General features: G+C 60.7%; 15 protein-coding genes and 1 riboswitch. Of the genes, 4 read left to right on the top strand and 11 right to left on the bottom strand.

Annotation, left to right across the window (positions count from 1 at the left end):
• Positions 1-12: 12 nt before the first annotated feature.
• The 3 genes from PYR65_RS02605 to PYR65_RS02595 all read right to left on the bottom strand — a co-directional run bounded on the left by PYR65_RS02605 (position 13) and on the right by PYR65_RS02595 (position 5,874).
• Positions 13-3,126: a helicase-related protein gene (locus tag PYR65_RS02605; RefSeq protein WP_276120944.1), complete on the bottom strand. Its 3,114-nt coding sequence runs from the start codon at positions 3,124-3,126 to the stop codon at positions 13-15.
• Between the two features lie 712 nt (positions 3,127-3,838).
• Positions 3,839-4,564: an acetoacetyl-CoA reductase gene (phbB, locus tag PYR65_RS02600; protein ID WP_060638510.1), complete on the bottom strand. Its 726-nt coding sequence runs from the start codon at positions 4,562-4,564 to the stop codon at positions 3,839-3,841.
• A 128-nt stretch (positions 4,565-4,692) separates the two neighbouring features.
• Positions 4,693-5,874: an acetyl-CoA C-acetyltransferase gene (locus tag PYR65_RS02595; protein ID WP_060638511.1), complete on the bottom strand. Its 1,182-nt coding sequence runs from the start codon at positions 5,872-5,874 to the stop codon at positions 4,693-4,695.
• Positions 5,875-6,108: 234 nt separating this feature from the next.
• Here PYR65_RS02595 and phaR point away from each other — a divergent pair, with 234 nt between their 5' ends.
• Positions 6,109-6,690, top strand: coding sequence for a polyhydroxyalkanoate synthesis repressor PhaR (gene phaR / locus PYR65_RS02590; RefSeq protein ID WP_060638512.1), 582 nt, complete (start codon positions 6,109-6,111; stop codon positions 6,688-6,690).
• 57 nt (positions 6,691-6,747) lie between these two features.
• Here the strand turns inward: phaR and PYR65_RS02585 are convergent, their stop codons facing one another.
• The 4 genes from PYR65_RS02585 to mtgA form a co-directional block, all read right to left on the bottom strand.
• Positions 6,748-7,155: a hypothetical protein gene (locus PYR65_RS02585; protein ID WP_060638513.1), complete on the bottom strand. Its 408-nt coding sequence runs from the start codon at positions 7,153-7,155 to the stop codon at positions 6,748-6,750.
• A 230-nt stretch (positions 7,156-7,385) separates the two neighbouring features.
• The gene (gene rpmF, locus PYR65_RS02580) at positions 7,386-7,571 is read right to left on the bottom strand and encodes a 50S ribosomal protein L32 (RefSeq protein ID WP_037097119.1); all 186 of its coding nucleotides are present in this window, start codon (positions 7,569-7,571) and stop codon (positions 7,386-7,388) included.
• A 159-nt stretch (positions 7,572-7,730) separates the two neighbouring features.
• Positions 7,731-8,378, bottom strand: coding sequence for a glutathione S-transferase family protein (locus tag PYR65_RS02575; RefSeq protein ID WP_276119791.1), 648 nt, complete (start codon positions 8,376-8,378; stop codon positions 7,731-7,733).
• A 79-nt stretch (positions 8,379-8,457) separates the two neighbouring features.
• Positions 8,458-9,204 carry a monofunctional biosynthetic peptidoglycan transglycosylase gene (gene mtgA, locus PYR65_RS02570; protein ID WP_276120943.1) on the bottom strand — a complete coding sequence of 249 codons (747 nt, stop codon included), beginning with the start codon at positions 9,202-9,204 and terminating at the stop codon, positions 8,458-8,460.
• 171 nt (positions 9,205-9,375) lie between these two features.
• Between mtgA and PYR65_RS02565 the strand changes: the two genes are divergently transcribed.
• From PYR65_RS02565 to PYR65_RS02555, 3 genes are all read left to right on the top strand, one after another.
• On the top strand, positions 9,376-10,284 hold the full coding sequence (locus PYR65_RS02565; RefSeq protein WP_276119790.1) for a polyprenyl synthetase family protein: 909 nt from the start codon (positions 9,376-9,378) through the stop codon (positions 10,282-10,284).
• A 207-nt stretch (positions 10,285-10,491) separates the two neighbouring features.
• Positions 10,492-10,590: riboswitch (yybP-ykoY riboswitch) on the top strand.
• Between the two features lie 78 nt (positions 10,591-10,668).
• Positions 10,669-11,226, top strand: a complete 558-nt coding sequence (locus PYR65_RS02560; protein ID WP_276119789.1) for a manganese efflux pump MntP — start codon at positions 10,669-10,671, stop codon at positions 11,224-11,226.
• A 108-nt stretch (positions 11,227-11,334) separates the two neighbouring features.
• Complete coding sequence (locus tag PYR65_RS02555) at positions 11,335-11,973, top strand: LysE family translocator (RefSeq protein WP_276119788.1); 639 nt, start codon at positions 11,335-11,337, stop codon at positions 11,971-11,973.
• A 1-nt stretch (position 11,974) separates the two neighbouring features.
• Here the strand turns inward: PYR65_RS02555 and ispG are convergent, their stop codons facing one another.
• The 4 genes from ispG to PYR65_RS02535 all read right to left on the bottom strand — a co-directional run bounded on the left by ispG (position 11,975) and on the right by PYR65_RS02535 (position 15,953).
• Positions 11,975-13,228 (bottom strand): flavodoxin-dependent (E)-4-hydroxy-3-methylbut-2-enyl-diphosphate synthase, encoded by a 1,254-nt coding sequence (ispG, locus tag PYR65_RS02550; RefSeq protein WP_276119787.1) that lies wholly within the window; start codon positions 13,226-13,228, stop codon positions 11,975-11,977.
• Positions 13,229-13,566: 338 nt separating this feature from the next.
• Positions 13,567-14,760 (bottom strand): MFS transporter, encoded by a 1,194-nt coding sequence (locus PYR65_RS02545; protein ID WP_276119786.1) that lies wholly within the window; start codon positions 14,758-14,760, stop codon positions 13,567-13,569.
• A 30-nt stretch (positions 14,761-14,790) separates the two neighbouring features.
• The gene (locus PYR65_RS02540; protein ID WP_276119785.1) at positions 14,791-15,174 is read right to left on the bottom strand and encodes a VOC family protein; all 384 of its coding nucleotides are present in this window, start codon (positions 15,172-15,174) and stop codon (positions 14,791-14,793) included.
• A complete protein-coding gene (locus tag PYR65_RS02535) occupies positions 15,171-15,953 on the bottom strand; it encodes a DeoR/GlpR family DNA-binding transcription regulator (protein ID WP_276119784.1) in 783 nt (260 codons plus the stop codon). Before PYR65_RS02535 ends, PYR65_RS02540 begins: the two co-directional genes overlap by 4 nt.
• Between the last annotated feature and the right edge of the window lie 287 nt (positions 15,954-16,240).

The raw sequence follows: 16,240 nt of genomic DNA, 5'->3' as shown, positions 1-16,240 counted from the left end.
TGACCTTCAGCCTTATTTCTTCATCTGCTCCTTGAGAGCAGCGAGCTTGGCGAAAGGCGAATCCGGATCCATCGGCTTTTCCTTGCGCGGTGGACGGGCCTCGAATTTGGCGGCCTGCGGCTTTCCGCCGCGGTCGTTGCGATCGGGACGATCCTGGCGGTCGCCCTTTTCATGCCGCTGACCACCCTGGGGCTTGCCACCGTCACGGCCGCGGTTGCGATCCGGCTTGCCGCCACCACCCGGCTTGCGATTGTCATCACGGCCTTCGCGGCGGCCTTCACCCTCACGGCGCGGCTCGCCACCCTCGCGGCGGGCTTCACTCTGCGGTGCACGGTTGCCCGCGCCACGGCGATCGCCCTGCGGGCGTCCACCGGAACGCTGGTTGTCATTGCGGCTGCCCGGGCGCCACAGAAGAACAGGCTTGGCCTCAACCGGCTCAGCCAATTCGCCTGCCTGCTCTGCAATGACTGACTGATCGGACGCTTCGGCTTCAGTGGCAGCCGGAACAGTCTCTACAGCCTGTTCGGCAGTTGCCGGCTCAGAAGCTGCCGGTTCGGAAGCCTGGACCCCTTCCCCTGCAGGAGCAGCGTCGGCGTCGTCGTGATCGGCGGTTTCAGCCGGCGTGTCGGACGCTGTGGCATCCGTTGCCGGTGCGGCCAATCCGGACTGGGCGGCCAGGAACGCCGCTGCGTCCTCGACCTTGACGGAATCTGCCCGGTAGCCGAGACCCTTGAGGATCTCTTCCATATCGTCAGGCGTCGCGCCTAGAATGGACAGCATCGCTGTCGTTGCGGTGAAGCGGCGGCCATCATAGGCACCGTCCGGACGCGGCGTCGTGCCCGGCTTCCACTGCAGCAGCGGACGGATGAGGTCAGCCAGGCGCTCGAGGATGTCGATACGAACGGCACGTTTTCCAAGGAAGCGGAAGCCGGCCAGCTTGTAGAACGTGCGCTCGAACGACGGATCGGTGACCACCGACGTACGGCCAGCGGCCAGAACCGGGATCAGATCACCATAGCCCGGCTTGTCGAGACCGTCATTCTTCAACGCCCAGAGCAGCGTGATGAGTTCGGCCGGAGCAGGCTTCAACAGCGCCGGCATGAAAATGTGATAGGCGCCGAAACGGATGCCATGGCGGCGGATGGAAGCGCGCGCCTCTTGGTCCAGCGACTTGACGTCATCGGCGACATCGCGGCGGAACATGACGCCGAGATTTTCGACCAGCTGGAAAGCCAGGCCCTTGGCAAGACCTTCGAGATCCTCAGCGCGCGAGAGATCGTCAAGCGGCTTCAGAACCGTCGAGATGTGATGATTGACGAAGCGTTCGATGCGGGCCAGCACATGCTCGCGGGCATTGCCTTGCAGCTGCTCGTCGGCAAGCAAGAGCACGCGTGGACGCATGACATGGTCGCTGGCTGTCAGCCGCGCCACGGGATCGCCGAGCCAGCGCACGAGACCATCCGACGACAGCGCCAGATCGGCATTGCCGGCCGCATGCAACCGTGCCGCACGCGCTTCGAACTCGAGAGCCAGCGCCTTTTGCGCAGCTCCTTGCGCTGCACGCGCGTCGAGACCATCGGTCACTGTCGCCAGCGTGAAACGGAACCCGGCCAATTGTCCCACATGATGACCTTCAACGAAGACATCGCCATTTACACTGATTTCAGCTTCCAACATCGCATTCTCTCTCAGGCGCTTCATGAGCACAGATGTCCTGCGATCAACAAAGCGTTTCGTCAACCTTTCATGTAACGCGTCAGACAATCGATCCTCGATTTCCCGCGTCTTTTCTTGCCAGTGTGTCGGATCGGCAAGCCATCCCGGACGGTTGGACACATAGGTCCATGTCCTGATTTGTGCAATTCTCGCGGACAATGTGTCGATTTCACCATCCGTATGGTCCGCGCGGCGGACCTGTTCGGCCATGAAATCTTCATTCACTGTGCCACGCCGGACGAGATCGGCATAGATCGTCGAAATCAGATCCGCATGCTGCGCCGGCGTTATCCGCCGGTAGTCGGGAAGCGCACAGGCTTCCCACAGTTTCTCTACACGCTCCGGTGTCGTCGCGACACTGGTAACCTCCGGATAGCGCGAAAGATAGTCCAAAGCCTGCTGATCGACCGCCGGCAGGGCCCTGGTGAGGCCATGGACGGCAGGCGCGGCATCCAAACTCTTCTTCAGAGCCGCGATCGAGGCATAATTCATCGATTTGGAGCGCCATTGGAGAACGCGGACGGGATCGAACTGATGTGATTCGATCCGGTGCACCAGCTCGTTGTCGAACGGCTCGACCCGCGAAGTGACCCCGAATGTCCCATCGCGCAGATGGCGCCCAGCGCGTCCGGCGATCTGCGCCAGCTCACCGGGATTGAGATCGCGGAACTGGTAGCCGTCATATTTGCGGCCCTGGGCGAAGGCGACATGATCGACATCGAGATTGAGCCCCATGCCGATGGCATCCGTCGCCACCAGATATTCGACATCGCCGGCCTGATAGAGCGCCACCTGCGCATTGCGCGTGCGCGGCGACAGGGCGCCCAGCACGACGGCGGCACCGCCGCGCTGGCGGCGGATCAGCTCGGCGATCGCATAGACCTCCTCGGCGGAGAAGGCGACGATGGCAGTGCGCTGCGGCAGGCGGGTGATCTTCTTGGAGCCCGCATAGAGAAGCTGGGACAGGCGCGGGCGCTCGACGACGGTGATCCCCGGCAGCAGATGTTCCAGGATCGGCCGCATGGTGGAGGCGCCGAGCAGCAGTGTCTCCACCCGGCCGCGCAGATGCATCAGCCGGTCGGTGAAGATATGACCGCGCTCCAGGTCGCCGGCAAGCTGCACCTCGTCGATGGCAACGAAGGCAGCCTTGGTCTCGCGCGGCATGGCCTCGACCGTGCAGACGGAAAAGCGCGCCATATGCGGCGTGATCTTTTCCTCGCCGGTGATCAGCGCGACATTGTGGGCACCGACCTTTTCGACGACACGCGTATAGACCTCGCGCGCCAGGAGGCGCAGCGGCAGGCCGATGACGCCGCTTTCGTGCGCAACCATGCGCTCGATCGCGTAATGCGTCTTGCCGGTATTGGTGGGGCCGAGCACCGCGATCACGCCGCGGCCACTCAAGATCATCGGTTGGTCAGGCACTATATCGATCCTGCGCACTTTCAATCTGCGAAGGCCATTCACGGCGTTTCAAAGCCGTTTCAACCGGCGCAGAACACATGCCCACGCAAAAGCACAAACGCAAGGGGCATGGGATCATGAAACGTTCAAATGGGGCCTTTGGCTGTCATTTCCACCCCCTGCCTGCCGAATTCGGAACAGCGGTGGAACGAATCAGCGACGAAACGCAGACTCCAGCGGATTCAGGGTTTGTTCACCGCTACATCTGGGCTTTCTAAGCCGGATTCGCACCAGATGCTGAATCGTTATTTTGAGCGTTCGTTTCACCAAAAAATGAAGATTGCACGGCGTGCGCAATGCAGCACGAATCTGAGATTCAGAATCCAGATACCCGAATTTCCCGGAAAATTTTCCCAGCCCGTCCGCTGGAGAAAATACCCTTAAATATTAGGGTATTTTAAAATAGCACCCAGAACAAAACGCATACAAAGAGTGATCCCATGGCTTTCACCCGGCCAGCACCCACACGATATGGTAGAACAAAGCGTGATGGTTCAAGGTTTTCTTCGCCGGATTCATATCCCCCCAAAATTGGGAGCGAATTGGGCGTGAATCGAGCCAGCAATCCTTATGATCGAAAGAGACCCGGAAAATTCATGTGTGCGGAAAACGCAAGACGGCACCCGAAGGCGCCGTCAGCAATCTAAGCAGGGCTCAATCAGACGAAAAACTGACCGCCATTGGCCGAAATCGTCGAGCCGGTGATGAACCCGGCATCGTCGGAGGCCAGGAACACGACGATCCGGGCAATCTCGTCGGGTTCGCCAAGGCGGCCGACGGGTATTTGCGGGATGATCCGTTCATTCAGTACCTTTTCCGGGATCGCGCGGACCATCTCGGTACCGATATAGCCAGGGCAGACGGCGTTGACGGTAATGCCCTTGGCGGCGCCTTCTTGGGCGAGCGCCTTGGTGAAGCCGAGATCGCCGGCTTTTGCGGCCGAGTAGTTCGCCTGGCCCATCTGGCCCTTCTGGCCGTTGATCGAGGATATGTTGATCACCCGGCCGAAATTGCGGTCGCGCATTCCGGTCCAGACCGGATGCGTCATGTTGAAAAGGCCGGTGAGGTTGGTACCGACCACGTCACCCCACTGCTCCGGTGTCATCTTATGAAACATCGCATCGCGGGTAATGCCGGCATTGTTGACGAGGATTTCGATCGGGCCGAGATCATCGACCACATGCGCGATGCCTTTGGTGCATTCCTTATAGTCGGAGACGTCCCACTTATAGGTCGGAATGCCGGTGACGTCGCTGAAGGCCTTCGCTTTTTCGTCATTGCCGGCATAGGTCGCGGCCACCTTGTATCCGGCCCCCTTCAACGCGATGGATATGGCCGCGCCGATGCCGCGCGATCCGCCTGTGACCAATGCTACCCTGCTCATCCGACTTCTCCCCTGTTGAATCTTTTTGTTTTGACGCTGGCGCTCGAGGGCGCCGGACAGCTCTCCCGGCTTTTGCCGTGAAGTTTGCCCCGGCTTTGACGCCGGGGCGATCAACGAAACTCAGAGTGTCACAGCCGCTCGACGCACATGGCAACACCCATGCCGCCGCCTATGCAAAGCGTGGCAAGACCCTTGGAAACGCCACGGCGCTTCATTTCGAACAGAAGCGTGTTCAGAACGCGTGCGCCGGATGCACCGATCGGATGGCCGATGGCGATGGCACCGCCATTAACGTTGACGATCGAGGTATCCCAGCCGAGATCCTTGTTGACGGCGCAGGCCTGCGCGGCAAACGCCTCGTTGGCTTCGACAAGTTCCACATCGGCGACAGACCAGCCGGCCTTTTCGAGGGCCTTGCGCGAAGCCGGGATCGGCCCTGTGCCCATGATCTGCGGATCGACGCCGGCCGTAGCCCAGGAGACGATACGGGCGAGCGGCTGAATGCCGCGGCGGCCGGCTTCCGCCTCGCTCATCAGCAGCGTGGCAGCGGCCCCGTCGTTCAGGCCCGAAGCATTGGCAGCAGTGACCGTGCCTTCCTTGTCAAAGGCCGGGCGCAGTTTCGCCATTGATTCCAGCGTTGCGCCGTGGCGGATATATTCGTCCTGATCGACGGTCACGTCGCCCTTGCGGCCCTTGACGATGAAGGGAATGATCTCATCGGCAAAACGCCCGGCCTTCTGCGCGGCTTCGGCCTTGTTTTGCGATCCCAGCGCAAACACGTCCTGGTCTTCACGCGAAAGCTGCCACTTCTTGGCGACGTTTTCCGCTGTCGTGCCCATGTGATAGCCGTAGAAGGCGTCGGTCAGGCCATCCTTGATCATGGTGTCGATCATCTTGAAATCGCCCATCTTGACGCCGCCGCGCAAATGCGCGCAATGCGGCGCCATCGACATGGATTCCATGCCGCCGGCCACGATGATCTTGGCATCGCCGGTGGCGATCTGCTGCATGCCGAGCGCGACTGCGCGCAGGCCCGAGCCACAGAGCTGGTTCATGCCCCAGGCCGTCGCTTCCTGCGGAATACCGGCTTTCATTGCCGCCTGGCGCGCCGGGTTCTGGCCTTCGCCGGCCGACAGAACCTGACCGAGGATGACTTCATCAACTTCGGCGGCCTCGACACCGGCGCGCTCCAGCACACCCTTGATGACAGCGGCGCCCAGCTCATGGGCAGGCGTATTGGCAAAGGCGCCGTTGAACGAGCCAACTGCGGTCCGGCCGGCGCTGGCGATGACAATGGAGGGCGTGCTCATGAGATATTTCCTCGTTCTTTTCTCGCGATTGCCAAAGACTGGCAAAGGACGTGGCGCAAGTCAAACGCCTTGATGCAGTGCGGCGCGTTTCGCTCCACAATCCGATCACAAGCTCGTCAGGAGGCAAAAATTTTGCACCTGCGTCCACGCAACGCACAAAGAGATTGTCAGAACCGGTTTTTTGCGGGTACTCTGAAAAACATAATAAAGACGGGAGCATGGGAGGAGACCCAGATGGCCAAACACGACGGTCAGATTGTCATTAAAAAATACGCCAACCGGAGGCTCTACAATACCGGGACGAGCACCTATGTGACGCTCGACGATCTCGCTGTGATGGTGAAAAAGGGAGAGGAATTCACCGTTCAGGACGCGAAATCAGGCGACGACATCACCCATTCGGTGCTGACACAGATCATTTTCGAGCAGGAATCCAAGACCGGCAACACGCTTCTGCCGATCTCCTTCCTGCGTCAGCTGATCTCCTTTTACGGCGACCAGATGCAGATGGTGGTGCCGAGCTATCTCGAACATTCGATGCAGGCCTTCACCGACCAGCAGGTGACGATGCGCGAACAGATCAACAAGGCCTTCGGCGATACGCCGCTCGGCAAGAACCTGACCGTTCCGCTGCAATTGGTGGAAGAACAGGTCAAGCGCAACACCGATCTCTTCCATCAGGCCATGCAGATGTTCTCGCCCTTCATGGCGGCGACACCTGCCACAAAGGAGCCGCGCAAGGCCGAGGCCAAGGATATCGATGAGCTGAAGGAGCAGCTGCGCGCCCTGCAGACGAAGCTGGAAAATCTCGGCTGACACGCCTTATTGCCGCGCTGCCGTCCAAAACGGCGCGCGGCACTTTTCAGGGCGCGATTACAGCCCGATGGACACATCCCGCCCGGCCGTGCGCATCGACACGGAAAAACCGGCGATGACGTCGATGAAGCAGATCGTCATCAGAATGAAGAAGACATGGGTCGCGGCATTGGCGACCAAAAGGAATTCCACCAGGAAGACGATGAACAGAACCATCGAGAGCAAATGATCCATCAGCGCCTTGGAGCTGATGCGGGTTGCCTTGAGGATTTCGACGAAAAGCAGCACCAGCGCAATCACGATCGTCAGGTCGCCCATGCTCATCGTCCAGATCGCGCCCGACAACATCGTCATCGAGAACACCGTGTCTTCAAAGACCGCGACACCGCCGCTTCCCAGGATGCCCATCATTCCAAGATTGTAGAGAATGAACGGCACGATCAGCAACGGAATTGCGGCAATCATCAGCAACGGCTCCCAATTTCTCGCCCCGCCTCTCCGGGCCGGACGTTTGTCGATATGTGCATCACAGCGCGGCAGGCGTCAAGAAAACGGCTGCAGCGGGCAGATAGGGCAGAGATTGGGAAAACTAAGGCGGCGCGGCATAGCCGGCATGCATGTAAGCATCCCGGCGAACAACGCAAAAAGGGCCGGCAAAAGCCAGCCCTTTCAATCACAGCCTGACGGCCCGCTGATTAAGCGGAAGCCTTCGGGGTCAGAACCTGACGGCCGCGATACATGCCTGTCTTCAGGTCGATGTGGTGCGGGCGGCGCAGTTCGCCGGAGTTCTTGTCTTCGATATAGGTCGGTGTCTTCAGCGCATCGGCGGAGCGGCGCATGCCACGCTTGGACGGGCTTGTTTTTCTTTTAGGTACAGCCATTTCATACTCCACTTATCGGGCAAAACTCTGTTTCGCAGCCAGTCTGTTGGCCGGGAAAAACAGATGTCAATCTCGGAATTTGCCGGGCTTATACATGCCCCACAGGCATTTGACCAGTCCCTGCAGGCATTTTTTCGCGATGCCCGCCGAGGAAAATCCTCAGGCCTCGTCCTCCGGCACGATCCAGGTTTCCTGCAGGGCCGCCTCCTGCCACTTGCGGAAGGCCGGATGCGTCTTGACTGCATCCATATATGCCAGAGAGCCGGGATTGCGGGTGAGGTCGTAGATCTCGAAACGATTGACCACCGGCGCAAACATTGCATCGGCCGCCGTAAAGCTGCCGAACAGGAACGGACCGCCGGAGCGCGCCACCGCCTCGCGCCAGATCGTCTCGATCCGCTCGACATCCCCGGTGACGCCGTCGGGCAGCGCGATCGCCCGCTTCTCGCGGCGGATGTTCATCGGGCAGGCACCGCGCAATGCCCGGAAACCGGAGAGCATTTCCATCGAATAGGCCCGCGCCACCGCGCGCTCAGCCGGATCTTTCGGCCAAAGCCCGGCATCGGGGAAAAGTTCGGCGGCATATTCGATGATCGCCAGCGATTGCCAGACCCGCACATCGCCATGATGCAGAACCGGAACCTGTACTGTCGGCGAAATATCCTTGAACTTCGGGTTGCCCGCCGGAAAATCGAAGGGGATGACCACATCCTGAAACGGAATGCCGCAGGCCTCCAGCGCAAGCCAGGGCCGCAACGACCAGGAGGAATAGTTTTTATTCCCGACATAGAGTGTCAGTTGGGTCATCGATCTTCTCCGGTCCGTGCCAAACGAGATCCTGCTATAGAGGACACATGAGCATCACAGCCAATCAAAAGACCTGATCTCACCCATAAAGGCATTTGATATAGTCTCCCGAACGGCTGGCGCGGCGCTCGATCATTGCGGCGAGGCTGCGCAGGCCACGGCCGGGCTTCCCGGCATTGCGTTCGATCGGATTGGGCAGGGACACGGCAAGAAGTGCCGCCTGCCGCCGGGTCAGCTTTGCGGCGGGAACGCCGAAATGGTGTTGTGCCGCCGCCTCTGCGCCATAGATGCCGGGACCCCATTCGGCGACATTGAGATAGAGTTCCATCATCCGCTGCTTGCTCCAAACGAAATCGGATGCCAGCGCCAAAGGCAGCTCCATTCCCTTGCGGATGAAGGAGCGGCCGTTCCAGAGAAACAGGTTCTTGGCTGTCTGCATCGGGATCGTCGAGGCACCACGGGTGGATTCGCCTTCCAGCGCATCGTTGACGACGCCGCGCATCTGCACCCAGTCGACACCATCGTGGATACAGAACTGGCCATCCTCGGACATCATCACCGAGCGCACCAGATTGGGCGAGATGTCTTCGAAAGCGACCCACTGGCGGTCATAGCCGCGCAACAGAACGAGATCGCGCAGCATCAGCGTCGAAATCGGATGGATGAAGCCCGGCGCATAAAGGACGATCAACAGATAGGGCAGGATGGCGATCGCGACCGCGATCAGAAGAATCTGGCGCCAGCGCCGGCGCAAGGCCTCGCCCCATCCCCGCGCACGGCTGGTCGGCACGTCCTTTTCCTCCCGAGATTCCGGTACAATGTCCACCCCTGAAACGCCCGCCTGATGATCCATCCAATTTTCATAGAACAAGCGCGGATAAAATTGAACGGTTTTCTCGGTAACGCACAGCAAGCCGCGCCCGCGAGCGCCGATGTGGACGCCGATATGGTAAAATCCCGTTGCCAGCGGCCGCGCAGTCATGCCAAACAGCGCCGCATGAGCGAGACATCCTTCGAAATCCGCCTGAAGTCCAGCGCCGTAGAGGTCGAGGCGTGCCTGACCGGCATTCTCAGTGAAGAGCCGCAGCCGGACGAAATCGCCAGGCCCGCACCGCTCCTCGCCGCCATGCGCCACGGTGTCCTGAATGGCGGCAAACGGCTGCGGCCCTTTCTGGTGATGGAAAGCACCGCCTTTCTCGGCGGCGACAGACAAGCGGCCCTGCGCATCGGCGCAGCGCTCGAATGCGTTCACAGCTATTCGCTGGTTCACGACGACCTTCCCGCCATGGATGACGACGATCTTCGCCGCGGCCAGCCGACGGTGCATATTGCCTTTGGCGAGGCGAATGCGATCCTTGCGGGCGACAGTCTCCTGACCCTCGCCTTCGATATCATCGCAGCCCCGCAAACAAAATTATCCGACCGGCAAAAGACCGAACTGGTGCTGGCTCTTGCGCGCGCCTCCGGCATTGGCGGCATGGCGGGCGGGCAGGCGCTGGATCTGGCTGCCGAGACATCGGCCCCGGACCAAGCGGCCATTGTGACGCTGCAGGCGATGAAGACAGGCGCGCTGATCCGCTTTGCCTGCGAAGCCGGCGCCATCATCGCCGGGGGCAGCGCCCGCGACCGCCGGCTGATGCGCAGCTATGGCGAGACGATCGGCCTTGCCTTTCAGCTGGCCGACGACCTGCTCGATCTGACAGCGGACGCAAAGACGATGGGCAAGGCAACCGGCAAGGACGCTGCCCGTGGCAAGGGCACGCTGGTCTCGCTGCATGGCCAGGCCTGGGCGGAAACCCGGCTGGCAGCCCTCGTGACTGAGGCGGCCACCCTGCTTCAGCCATTCGGCAACCGTGCCGATATTCTGAACCAGACCGCGCGTTTTATCGCCAATCGCAGCCACTGATACCGGCGGCCGGCGACCGGTTTTTCACGGCATTTTTTCTCGCTGAAGACACAGGAACGCACTGCAACGGCTTGTCCGCCAAGGGGGATAGTGCATCTGATTTTGCCTGCACAGTCTTGGGTTTATGCATGGATGCATATTTCAAGTATCTGTAATAAAAGGCATTTTAACTTTGCCTTATTGACACGCCTGTGTCTTTGAACTATCCCCTCAGGCATCGGGGAGTAGCCACTGCATATCCCTGCAGGATCGTATCAACATGCTTGTGCCCATGCGCATGGTGCGATCGGCCGAGACGCTCGGCCCGGCAAGACCGTGGCGACGATGCCCTGCCGGACAGGCAATCAACGCCCGGTTTCCCACGTCCGTTTTGAAGGCTCATCCATGTCACCGTTTACCATTGCCATGCTGGCAATCAGCATGTCCGTCGATGCTTTTGCCGTTGCCGTCGGCCGGGGTGCCGCCATCGGCCGGCCAAAATTTCGCGAAACCATGCGCACCGGTCTCGTCTTCGGCATCATCGAAGCCATCACCCCGATCATCGGCTGGGCCGCAGGCGTGGCCGCCAGCCAGTTCGTCCAGGCGGTCGACCACTGGATCGCGTTCGCGCTGCTGGGAACCGTCGGCGTCCATATGCTCTACGCGTCGACACAGAAGAGCGAAGCGGCTCCATCCGCGCAATTGTCTCTTCCGCTGTTGATGGCGACGGCGATCGGCACCAGCCTCGACGCCATGGCCGTCGGCGTTTCGCTGGCCTTTCTCGACGTCAACATTTTCGTCATTGCAGCCGCCATCGGCGTTGCGACCTTCCTCATGTCCTCGGGCGGCATGCTGGTCGGGCGCCTGATCGGCGAGCGTTTTGGCCGGATCGCCGAGGCGCTGGCGGGCGTGGTGCTGGTGGGCCTGGGGATCTCCATCCTGATCGAACATTTGTCGGCTTGAGCAAGCCGCCAAAATTGTCACCGCAACAAGAATGCGCGTTTTCTTTATCGGCGCCGTCTGCAAAATGGCGCCCTGCCGCGCTTGAAAGCGCTGCCCGGAGATTGCCGCATGTCCACCATTTTGCCCTACCTGCCGCAACTGATGGTCGCCTGGGGCGCCTATGTCATCGCCACAGCTTCGCCGGGCCCGGCCGTCGTCGCCATCATCTCGACGGCCGTCAGCCGGGGCCGCAATGCCGGACTGGCGCTGGCCTTTGGTGTTCTGACAGGGTCCTATACCTGGGCGATGCTGGCAGCCGCAGGGCTTTCGGCGCTGATCAGCACCTATGGCAACGCCTTGTTCATCCTCAAGATTGCCGGCGGGCTCTATCTGCTCTGGTTGGCGTTCAAGGCACTGAAATCGGCGATGCGGAAGGAGACAGAGGCCACCCTGCCGCTCGAGAAACAGCCACCGTCGTTGCGCCGTCTCTACTTCAAGGGGCTCGGCATCCACCTGACCAATCCGAAGGCGATCTTTTCCTGGCTGACGCTGGTATCGCTCGGCACGCCGCAGGATGCGCCGCAGGTCATGCCGATCCTGATCGGCGGCTGCATGGTGCTCGGTATCATCATTTTCATGGGATTTGCGCTGCTGTTTTCGATCGAGCCAGTACACCGCGGCTACAAAAAGTCCCGCCGCTGGATCGAAGGCGCCATGGCTGGGTTTTTCGCCTTTGCCGGCCTCAAGCTGTTGACCGTAAAACTATAGCCTATTCGGCGGCCGCCTGGCCCTGGCCAAAGCGCCGTTCGATATATTCGCCGACAAGCGTCTCGAAATCGCCGGCAATATTGGTGCCGCGGATCGTCAGCGCCTTCTTGCCATCGATATAGACCGGGGCGGCCGGAAGCTCGCCCGTACCCGGCAGCGAAATGCCGATATCGGCATGCTTGCTTTCGCCGGGTCCGTTGACGATGCAGCCCATGACCGCGACCTTCAGGCCCTCGACGCCCGGATATTTCTCGCGCCAGACCGGCATGTTGCGGCGGATATCGCCCTCGATTTTCTGGGCCAGCTCTTGGAACACCGTGGATGTGGTGCGCCCGCACCCCGGACAGGCGGCCACGACCGGAATGAACTGGCGAAAGCCCATGACCTGCAGCAGCTCCTGCGCCACCTGCACCTCGCGGGTGCGGTCGCCGCCGGGCTCCGGCGTCAATGAAATGCGAATGGTATCGCCGATACCCTGCTGCATCAGGATGCCGAGCGAGGCCGCCGAGGAAACGATGCCTTTCGAGCCCATGCCGGCTTCCGTCAGCCCCAGATGCAGCGCATGATTGGAGCGCGACGACAGCATCGCGTAGCAGGCGATCAGATCCTGGACGTTGGAGACCTTGGCCGACAGGATGATGCGGTTGCGGGCAAGGCCTGCCTCTTCGGCAAGCTCGGCCGAAATCAGCGCCGATTGCACGATGGTTTCGCGCATCACCTGCTGCGCCGTCAGCGGAAAGCCTTTGGCCTGGTTGTCATCCATCAGGCGGGTCAGAAGCTCCTGGTCAAGCGAGCCCCAATTGACGCCGATACGCACCGGCTTGTCGAACTGGATGGCGCGTTCGATGATTTCGACGAACTGCTTGTCCTTCTTCGCCTTGAAGCCGACATTGCCCGGATTGATGCGATATTTTGCCAGCGCCTCGGCGCAAGCCGGATGATCGGCAAGAAGCTTGTGGCCGATATAATGGAAATCGCCGATCAGCGGCACATCGAGGCCAAGCCGTTCCAGACGCTCGCGGATCTTCGGCACCGCAGCCGCACTCTCGTCGCGGTCAACCGTAATGCGCACCAGTTCCGAGCCTGCCCTGTGAAGAGCAGCCACCTGGGCGACGGTCGCATCGACATCGGCCGTATCGGTATTGGTCATCGACTGGACGACCACGGGCGCCGATCCTCCGACGATCACCCCGCCAACATCGACGGCAACGGAGGCCCTGCGGGGTTGCGGTTCGTAATCGAAGGCGGAAGACATGAAAGCCCCTTGCACGTGCTGTTGCGGCGACTTTCCCTGAGGTGGATGAGGAAAGCCGCCTTGTCAACGGCAACATTCATGGATTGACGGCGAATTGATGTCTGCCGCGCCAATCGGCTCATCCTGTCAGTGCTTTCTACCAAGGGTTTTCGGCGCACTCCCTCTTCTCCCCGGCGGGGAGAAGGTGCCCGAAGGGCGGATGAGGGGGGCCGAAGACCACTTTATCTGGCTCCGGCTTCGCCGAAGCCCCCCTCATCGCCTCGCATTCGCTCGGCACTTCTCCCCGCTGGGGGAGAAGAGGGAGATCTCGAGGGGCCGTTGCAAAAGTCAATCATCATTCACCCACGCTCCTTCGGATCGGCATGCACGGCGTGATGCGACAGCGCCAGAACGACGATGAACAGGATCGGCACGCAGGTAAAGATGATCGAGAAGCCGGTATGTTCCGCAACGAAACCGATCAGCGACGGCGCAAACAGCATGCCGGAATAGCCCATGAACGTGGCGACCGACAGGCCGATACCCGGCGCCAGGCCCGGCATGTTGCCGGCGGCCGAAAAGGCGATGGGCACCATGTTGGAAATGCCGACACCGGCGAGCGCAAAGCCGAGAATAGCGAGCGGCGCGTTGGGCGCCAGGCCGGCAAGCACGAGGCCGACCAGTGCCGTCAGCGTGCAGACGCGCAGGGTTCTCACACCCCCAAACCGGTCGCGGACATGGTCGCCGGCAAAGCGCATGATCGCCATCGTGGCCGAGAAGGCGGCAAAGCCGAACCCGGACATGGCAACGGAAGCGCCGAGTTCGTTGCGCAGGTAGAGCGCGCCCCAATCCAGCACCGTGCCTTCCGGCACCATGGAGAACAAGGCGACCAGTCCGATCAGCCAGGGCAGCGGATTGGATGGCAGCCGCAATTTTTGCTTGGCCGTATCCGGATGCGGCTGGTCGGCAAGGATCATCGGCCAGGCAATCGTGAGCACCGAAAGGCAGACCAGCGTGACGAGAATGGCATGCGCATAGACGCCGAAATGCGCCATGATGAGGCCGCCGCTCGCAGCGCCGATCAGACCACCAAGGCTCCAATAGGCATGGCAGGACGACATGATCGCCCGCCGCATCGATTTTTCGACCTCGACCGCATTGGCATTCATCGCCACGTCCATCGCGCCGACGAACCCGCCAAGCAGGATCATGCCGATCACCGCCGTCCAGACATTGGGAAGGAGCGTGAGCAGCAGCAGCATCGGCGACAGCAGGATCGCCGTTACCTTCACCACCTTTTGCGACCCGAGCCTTGCAATAAACCCGCCGGCAATCGGCATCAGCACCAGCGACCCCAGACCGAAAGCAAGGATCAGCAGGCCGAGCACGCTTTCGCTAATGCCGAGCCTGTCCTTGAATTCCGGGATTTTGGGCGCCCAGCTACCGGTAACGAAGCCGTTCATCAGGAACAGCAGCGAAACGGCAAGCCGCGTTTTTGGCATATAGGGTTGCCGGACGGCGGCTTGCGGCGGGTTGATACGATGCTGGTCCATGGTCTTTTCCTGTAGAACGTGGTGACGGCGTCAGGCCGTGATTTCGATGGGGTTGCCGTCGGGATCGCTCAGCACAGCCTCGTAGAAGCCGTCCCCGGTCATGCGGGCCGGCGATAAAAGGATGCCCGATGCCGCAGCCTTCGCCGCCAGCGCATCGACGGCCTCGCGGCTGCCCAGAGACAGCGCCAAATGAGCATAGCCCTGGCGCTCGGCCTGTCCATTCTCTGCGCTGATCCAGGGGCCTTGCATGACCTCGACCGAGGGGCCGTCCTTCAGATATAGAAACCGCGAGGAAAAGCCGGGACGCCGCGCGCTTTCGTAAAGATCACCCACGGTGGCGCCGAAGATATCTGCCCAGAAGCGGCAGAGACGATCGAGGTCTGTGGTCCAGAGTGCGACATGGGCAATCCTCATGATCTTGTTTCTCCTGCATAAACAACTGTAATGCCTTGGGTTTCGTAGAGTTCGGTTTTGTCTTTGGCGGCGTCATGCTCGACGATCAGCGTCTGGCATTCCTGCGCCGCGATGACCGCATGCGGCGCCGATGTGCTGAGCTTGTCATTGGTGACGGCCGCGATCACGGCAGCGCTGTTGCGGGCCACGAGCCGCTTGAATTCCGCATCCTCATATTCGAAAGCTGTCAATCCGGCCGCAAGATCGACGCCGCAAACCCCAAGGATGCACAGATCCGGCCGCAGCACGGACACGTCGCGCTGCGCCTTGGCGCCGACTGCGGCCCCAACCTGCCGGGCAATCTTGCCGCCGATAAGAATGATATCGGCACCGGGATTTTTCATCAGTTCGGCTGCAATCAGCGGCGTATTGGTCACCGCCGTCAGCTCCAGCCCGCTTGGAAGCGCCTGGGCGATCGCAAGATTGGTCGAGCTCGCATCGAAAAACACAGTCATGCCTGATGTGATGAAGGGCACGGCGGCTGAAGCAAGCGCCGCCTTGCGCCCCAGCGCCTCGCCGACGCGCTGGACCAGCGTCGTGCCGCCCGGCGCGACCGGCAGCGCACCGCCATAGACCCGTTCGCAAAGCCCGGCTGCCGCCAGTTCGCGCAGGTCCCTGCGGATCGTATCCTCAGAAACGTTGAACTCCTGGGCCAGATCAACCGCCAGCACGCGGCCTGACAACCGCAACCGGTCCTGGATGAGGCTCTGTCTCTGTCGTAAAAGCAGTTCTGTCTGCATGAAAACTCAAATCACGGATAAACGCGTGTAAATCGGCATAAACGTGCATAAATGTAGATTGCCGGAATTTCAATCGATTTATTGATGTTTTTGGATGAGTCTCTGAAAGCCCTGCCGCAAAAATCAGCACCCGGCCTTGATTTTAAGCGCTCTGCGCCAATTTTGCGTGGAAACCATGTGAATATGAGAAAAACCTTTCGCTCCTGCAGGGAACAATGAAGTTTTGTGCGCTGTCATGGATAAAGCGGCATGCGATTGTCCCCCCACACCGGCAAACGGCCGGACCA

Source organism: Pararhizobium qamdonense (genome assembly GCF_029277445.1).
GTDB lineage: Bacteria > Pseudomonadota > Alphaproteobacteria > Rhizobiales > Rhizobiaceae > Pararhizobium > Pararhizobium qamdonense.
This window is presented reverse-complemented; position numbering and strand designations above follow the sequence as displayed.

What these genes read in the sequence shown, in the direction of transcription:
- PYR65_RS02605 (WP_276120944.1), bottom strand. Translation starts at nt 3,126, where the DNA reads ATGATCTTGAGTGGCCGCGGCGTGATCGCGGTGCTCGGCCCCACCAAT.
- phbB (WP_060638510.1), bottom strand. Translation starts at nt 4,564, where the DNA reads ATGAGCAGGGTAGCATTGGTCACAGGCGGATCGCGCGGCATCGGCGCG.
- PYR65_RS02595 (WP_060638511.1), bottom strand. Translation starts at nt 5,874, where the DNA reads ATGAGCACGCCCTCCATTGTCATCGCCAGCGCCGGCCGGACCGCAGTT.
- phaR (WP_060638512.1), top strand. Translation starts at nt 6,109, where the DNA reads ATGGCCAAACACGACGGTCAGATTGTCATTAAAAAATACGCCAACCGG.
- PYR65_RS02585 (WP_060638513.1), bottom strand. Translation starts at nt 7,155, where the DNA reads ATGATTGCCGCAATTCCGTTGCTGATCGTGCCGTTCATTCTCTACAAT.
- rpmF (WP_037097119.1), bottom strand. Translation starts at nt 7,571, where the DNA reads ATGGCTGTACCTAAAAGAAAAACAAGCCCGTCCAAGCGTGGCATGCGC.
- PYR65_RS02575 (WP_276119791.1), bottom strand. Translation starts at nt 8,378, where the DNA reads ATGACCCAACTGACACTCTATGTCGGGAATAAAAACTATTCCTCCTGG.
- PYR65_RS02565 (WP_276119790.1), top strand. Translation starts at nt 9,376, where the DNA reads ATGAGCGAGACATCCTTCGAAATCCGCCTGAAGTCCAGCGCCGTAGAG.
- PYR65_RS02560 (WP_276119789.1), top strand. Translation starts at nt 10,669, where the DNA reads ATGTCACCGTTTACCATTGCCATGCTGGCAATCAGCATGTCCGTCGAT.
- PYR65_RS02555 (WP_276119788.1), top strand. Translation starts at nt 11,335, where the DNA reads ATGTCCACCATTTTGCCCTACCTGCCGCAACTGATGGTCGCCTGGGGC.
- ispG (WP_276119787.1), bottom strand. Translation starts at nt 13,228, where the DNA reads ATGTCTTCCGCCTTCGATTACGAACCGCAACCCCGCAGGGCCTCCGTT.
- PYR65_RS02545 (WP_276119786.1), bottom strand. Translation starts at nt 14,760, where the DNA reads ATGGACCAGCATCGTATCAACCCGCCGCAAGCCGCCGTCCGGCAACCC.
- PYR65_RS02540 (WP_276119785.1), bottom strand. Translation starts at nt 15,174, where the DNA reads ATGAGGATTGCCCATGTCGCACTCTGGACCACAGACCTCGATCGTCTC.
- PYR65_RS02535 (WP_276119784.1), bottom strand. Translation starts at nt 15,953, where the DNA reads ATGCAGACAGAACTGCTTTTACGACAGAGACAGAGCCTCATCCAGGAC.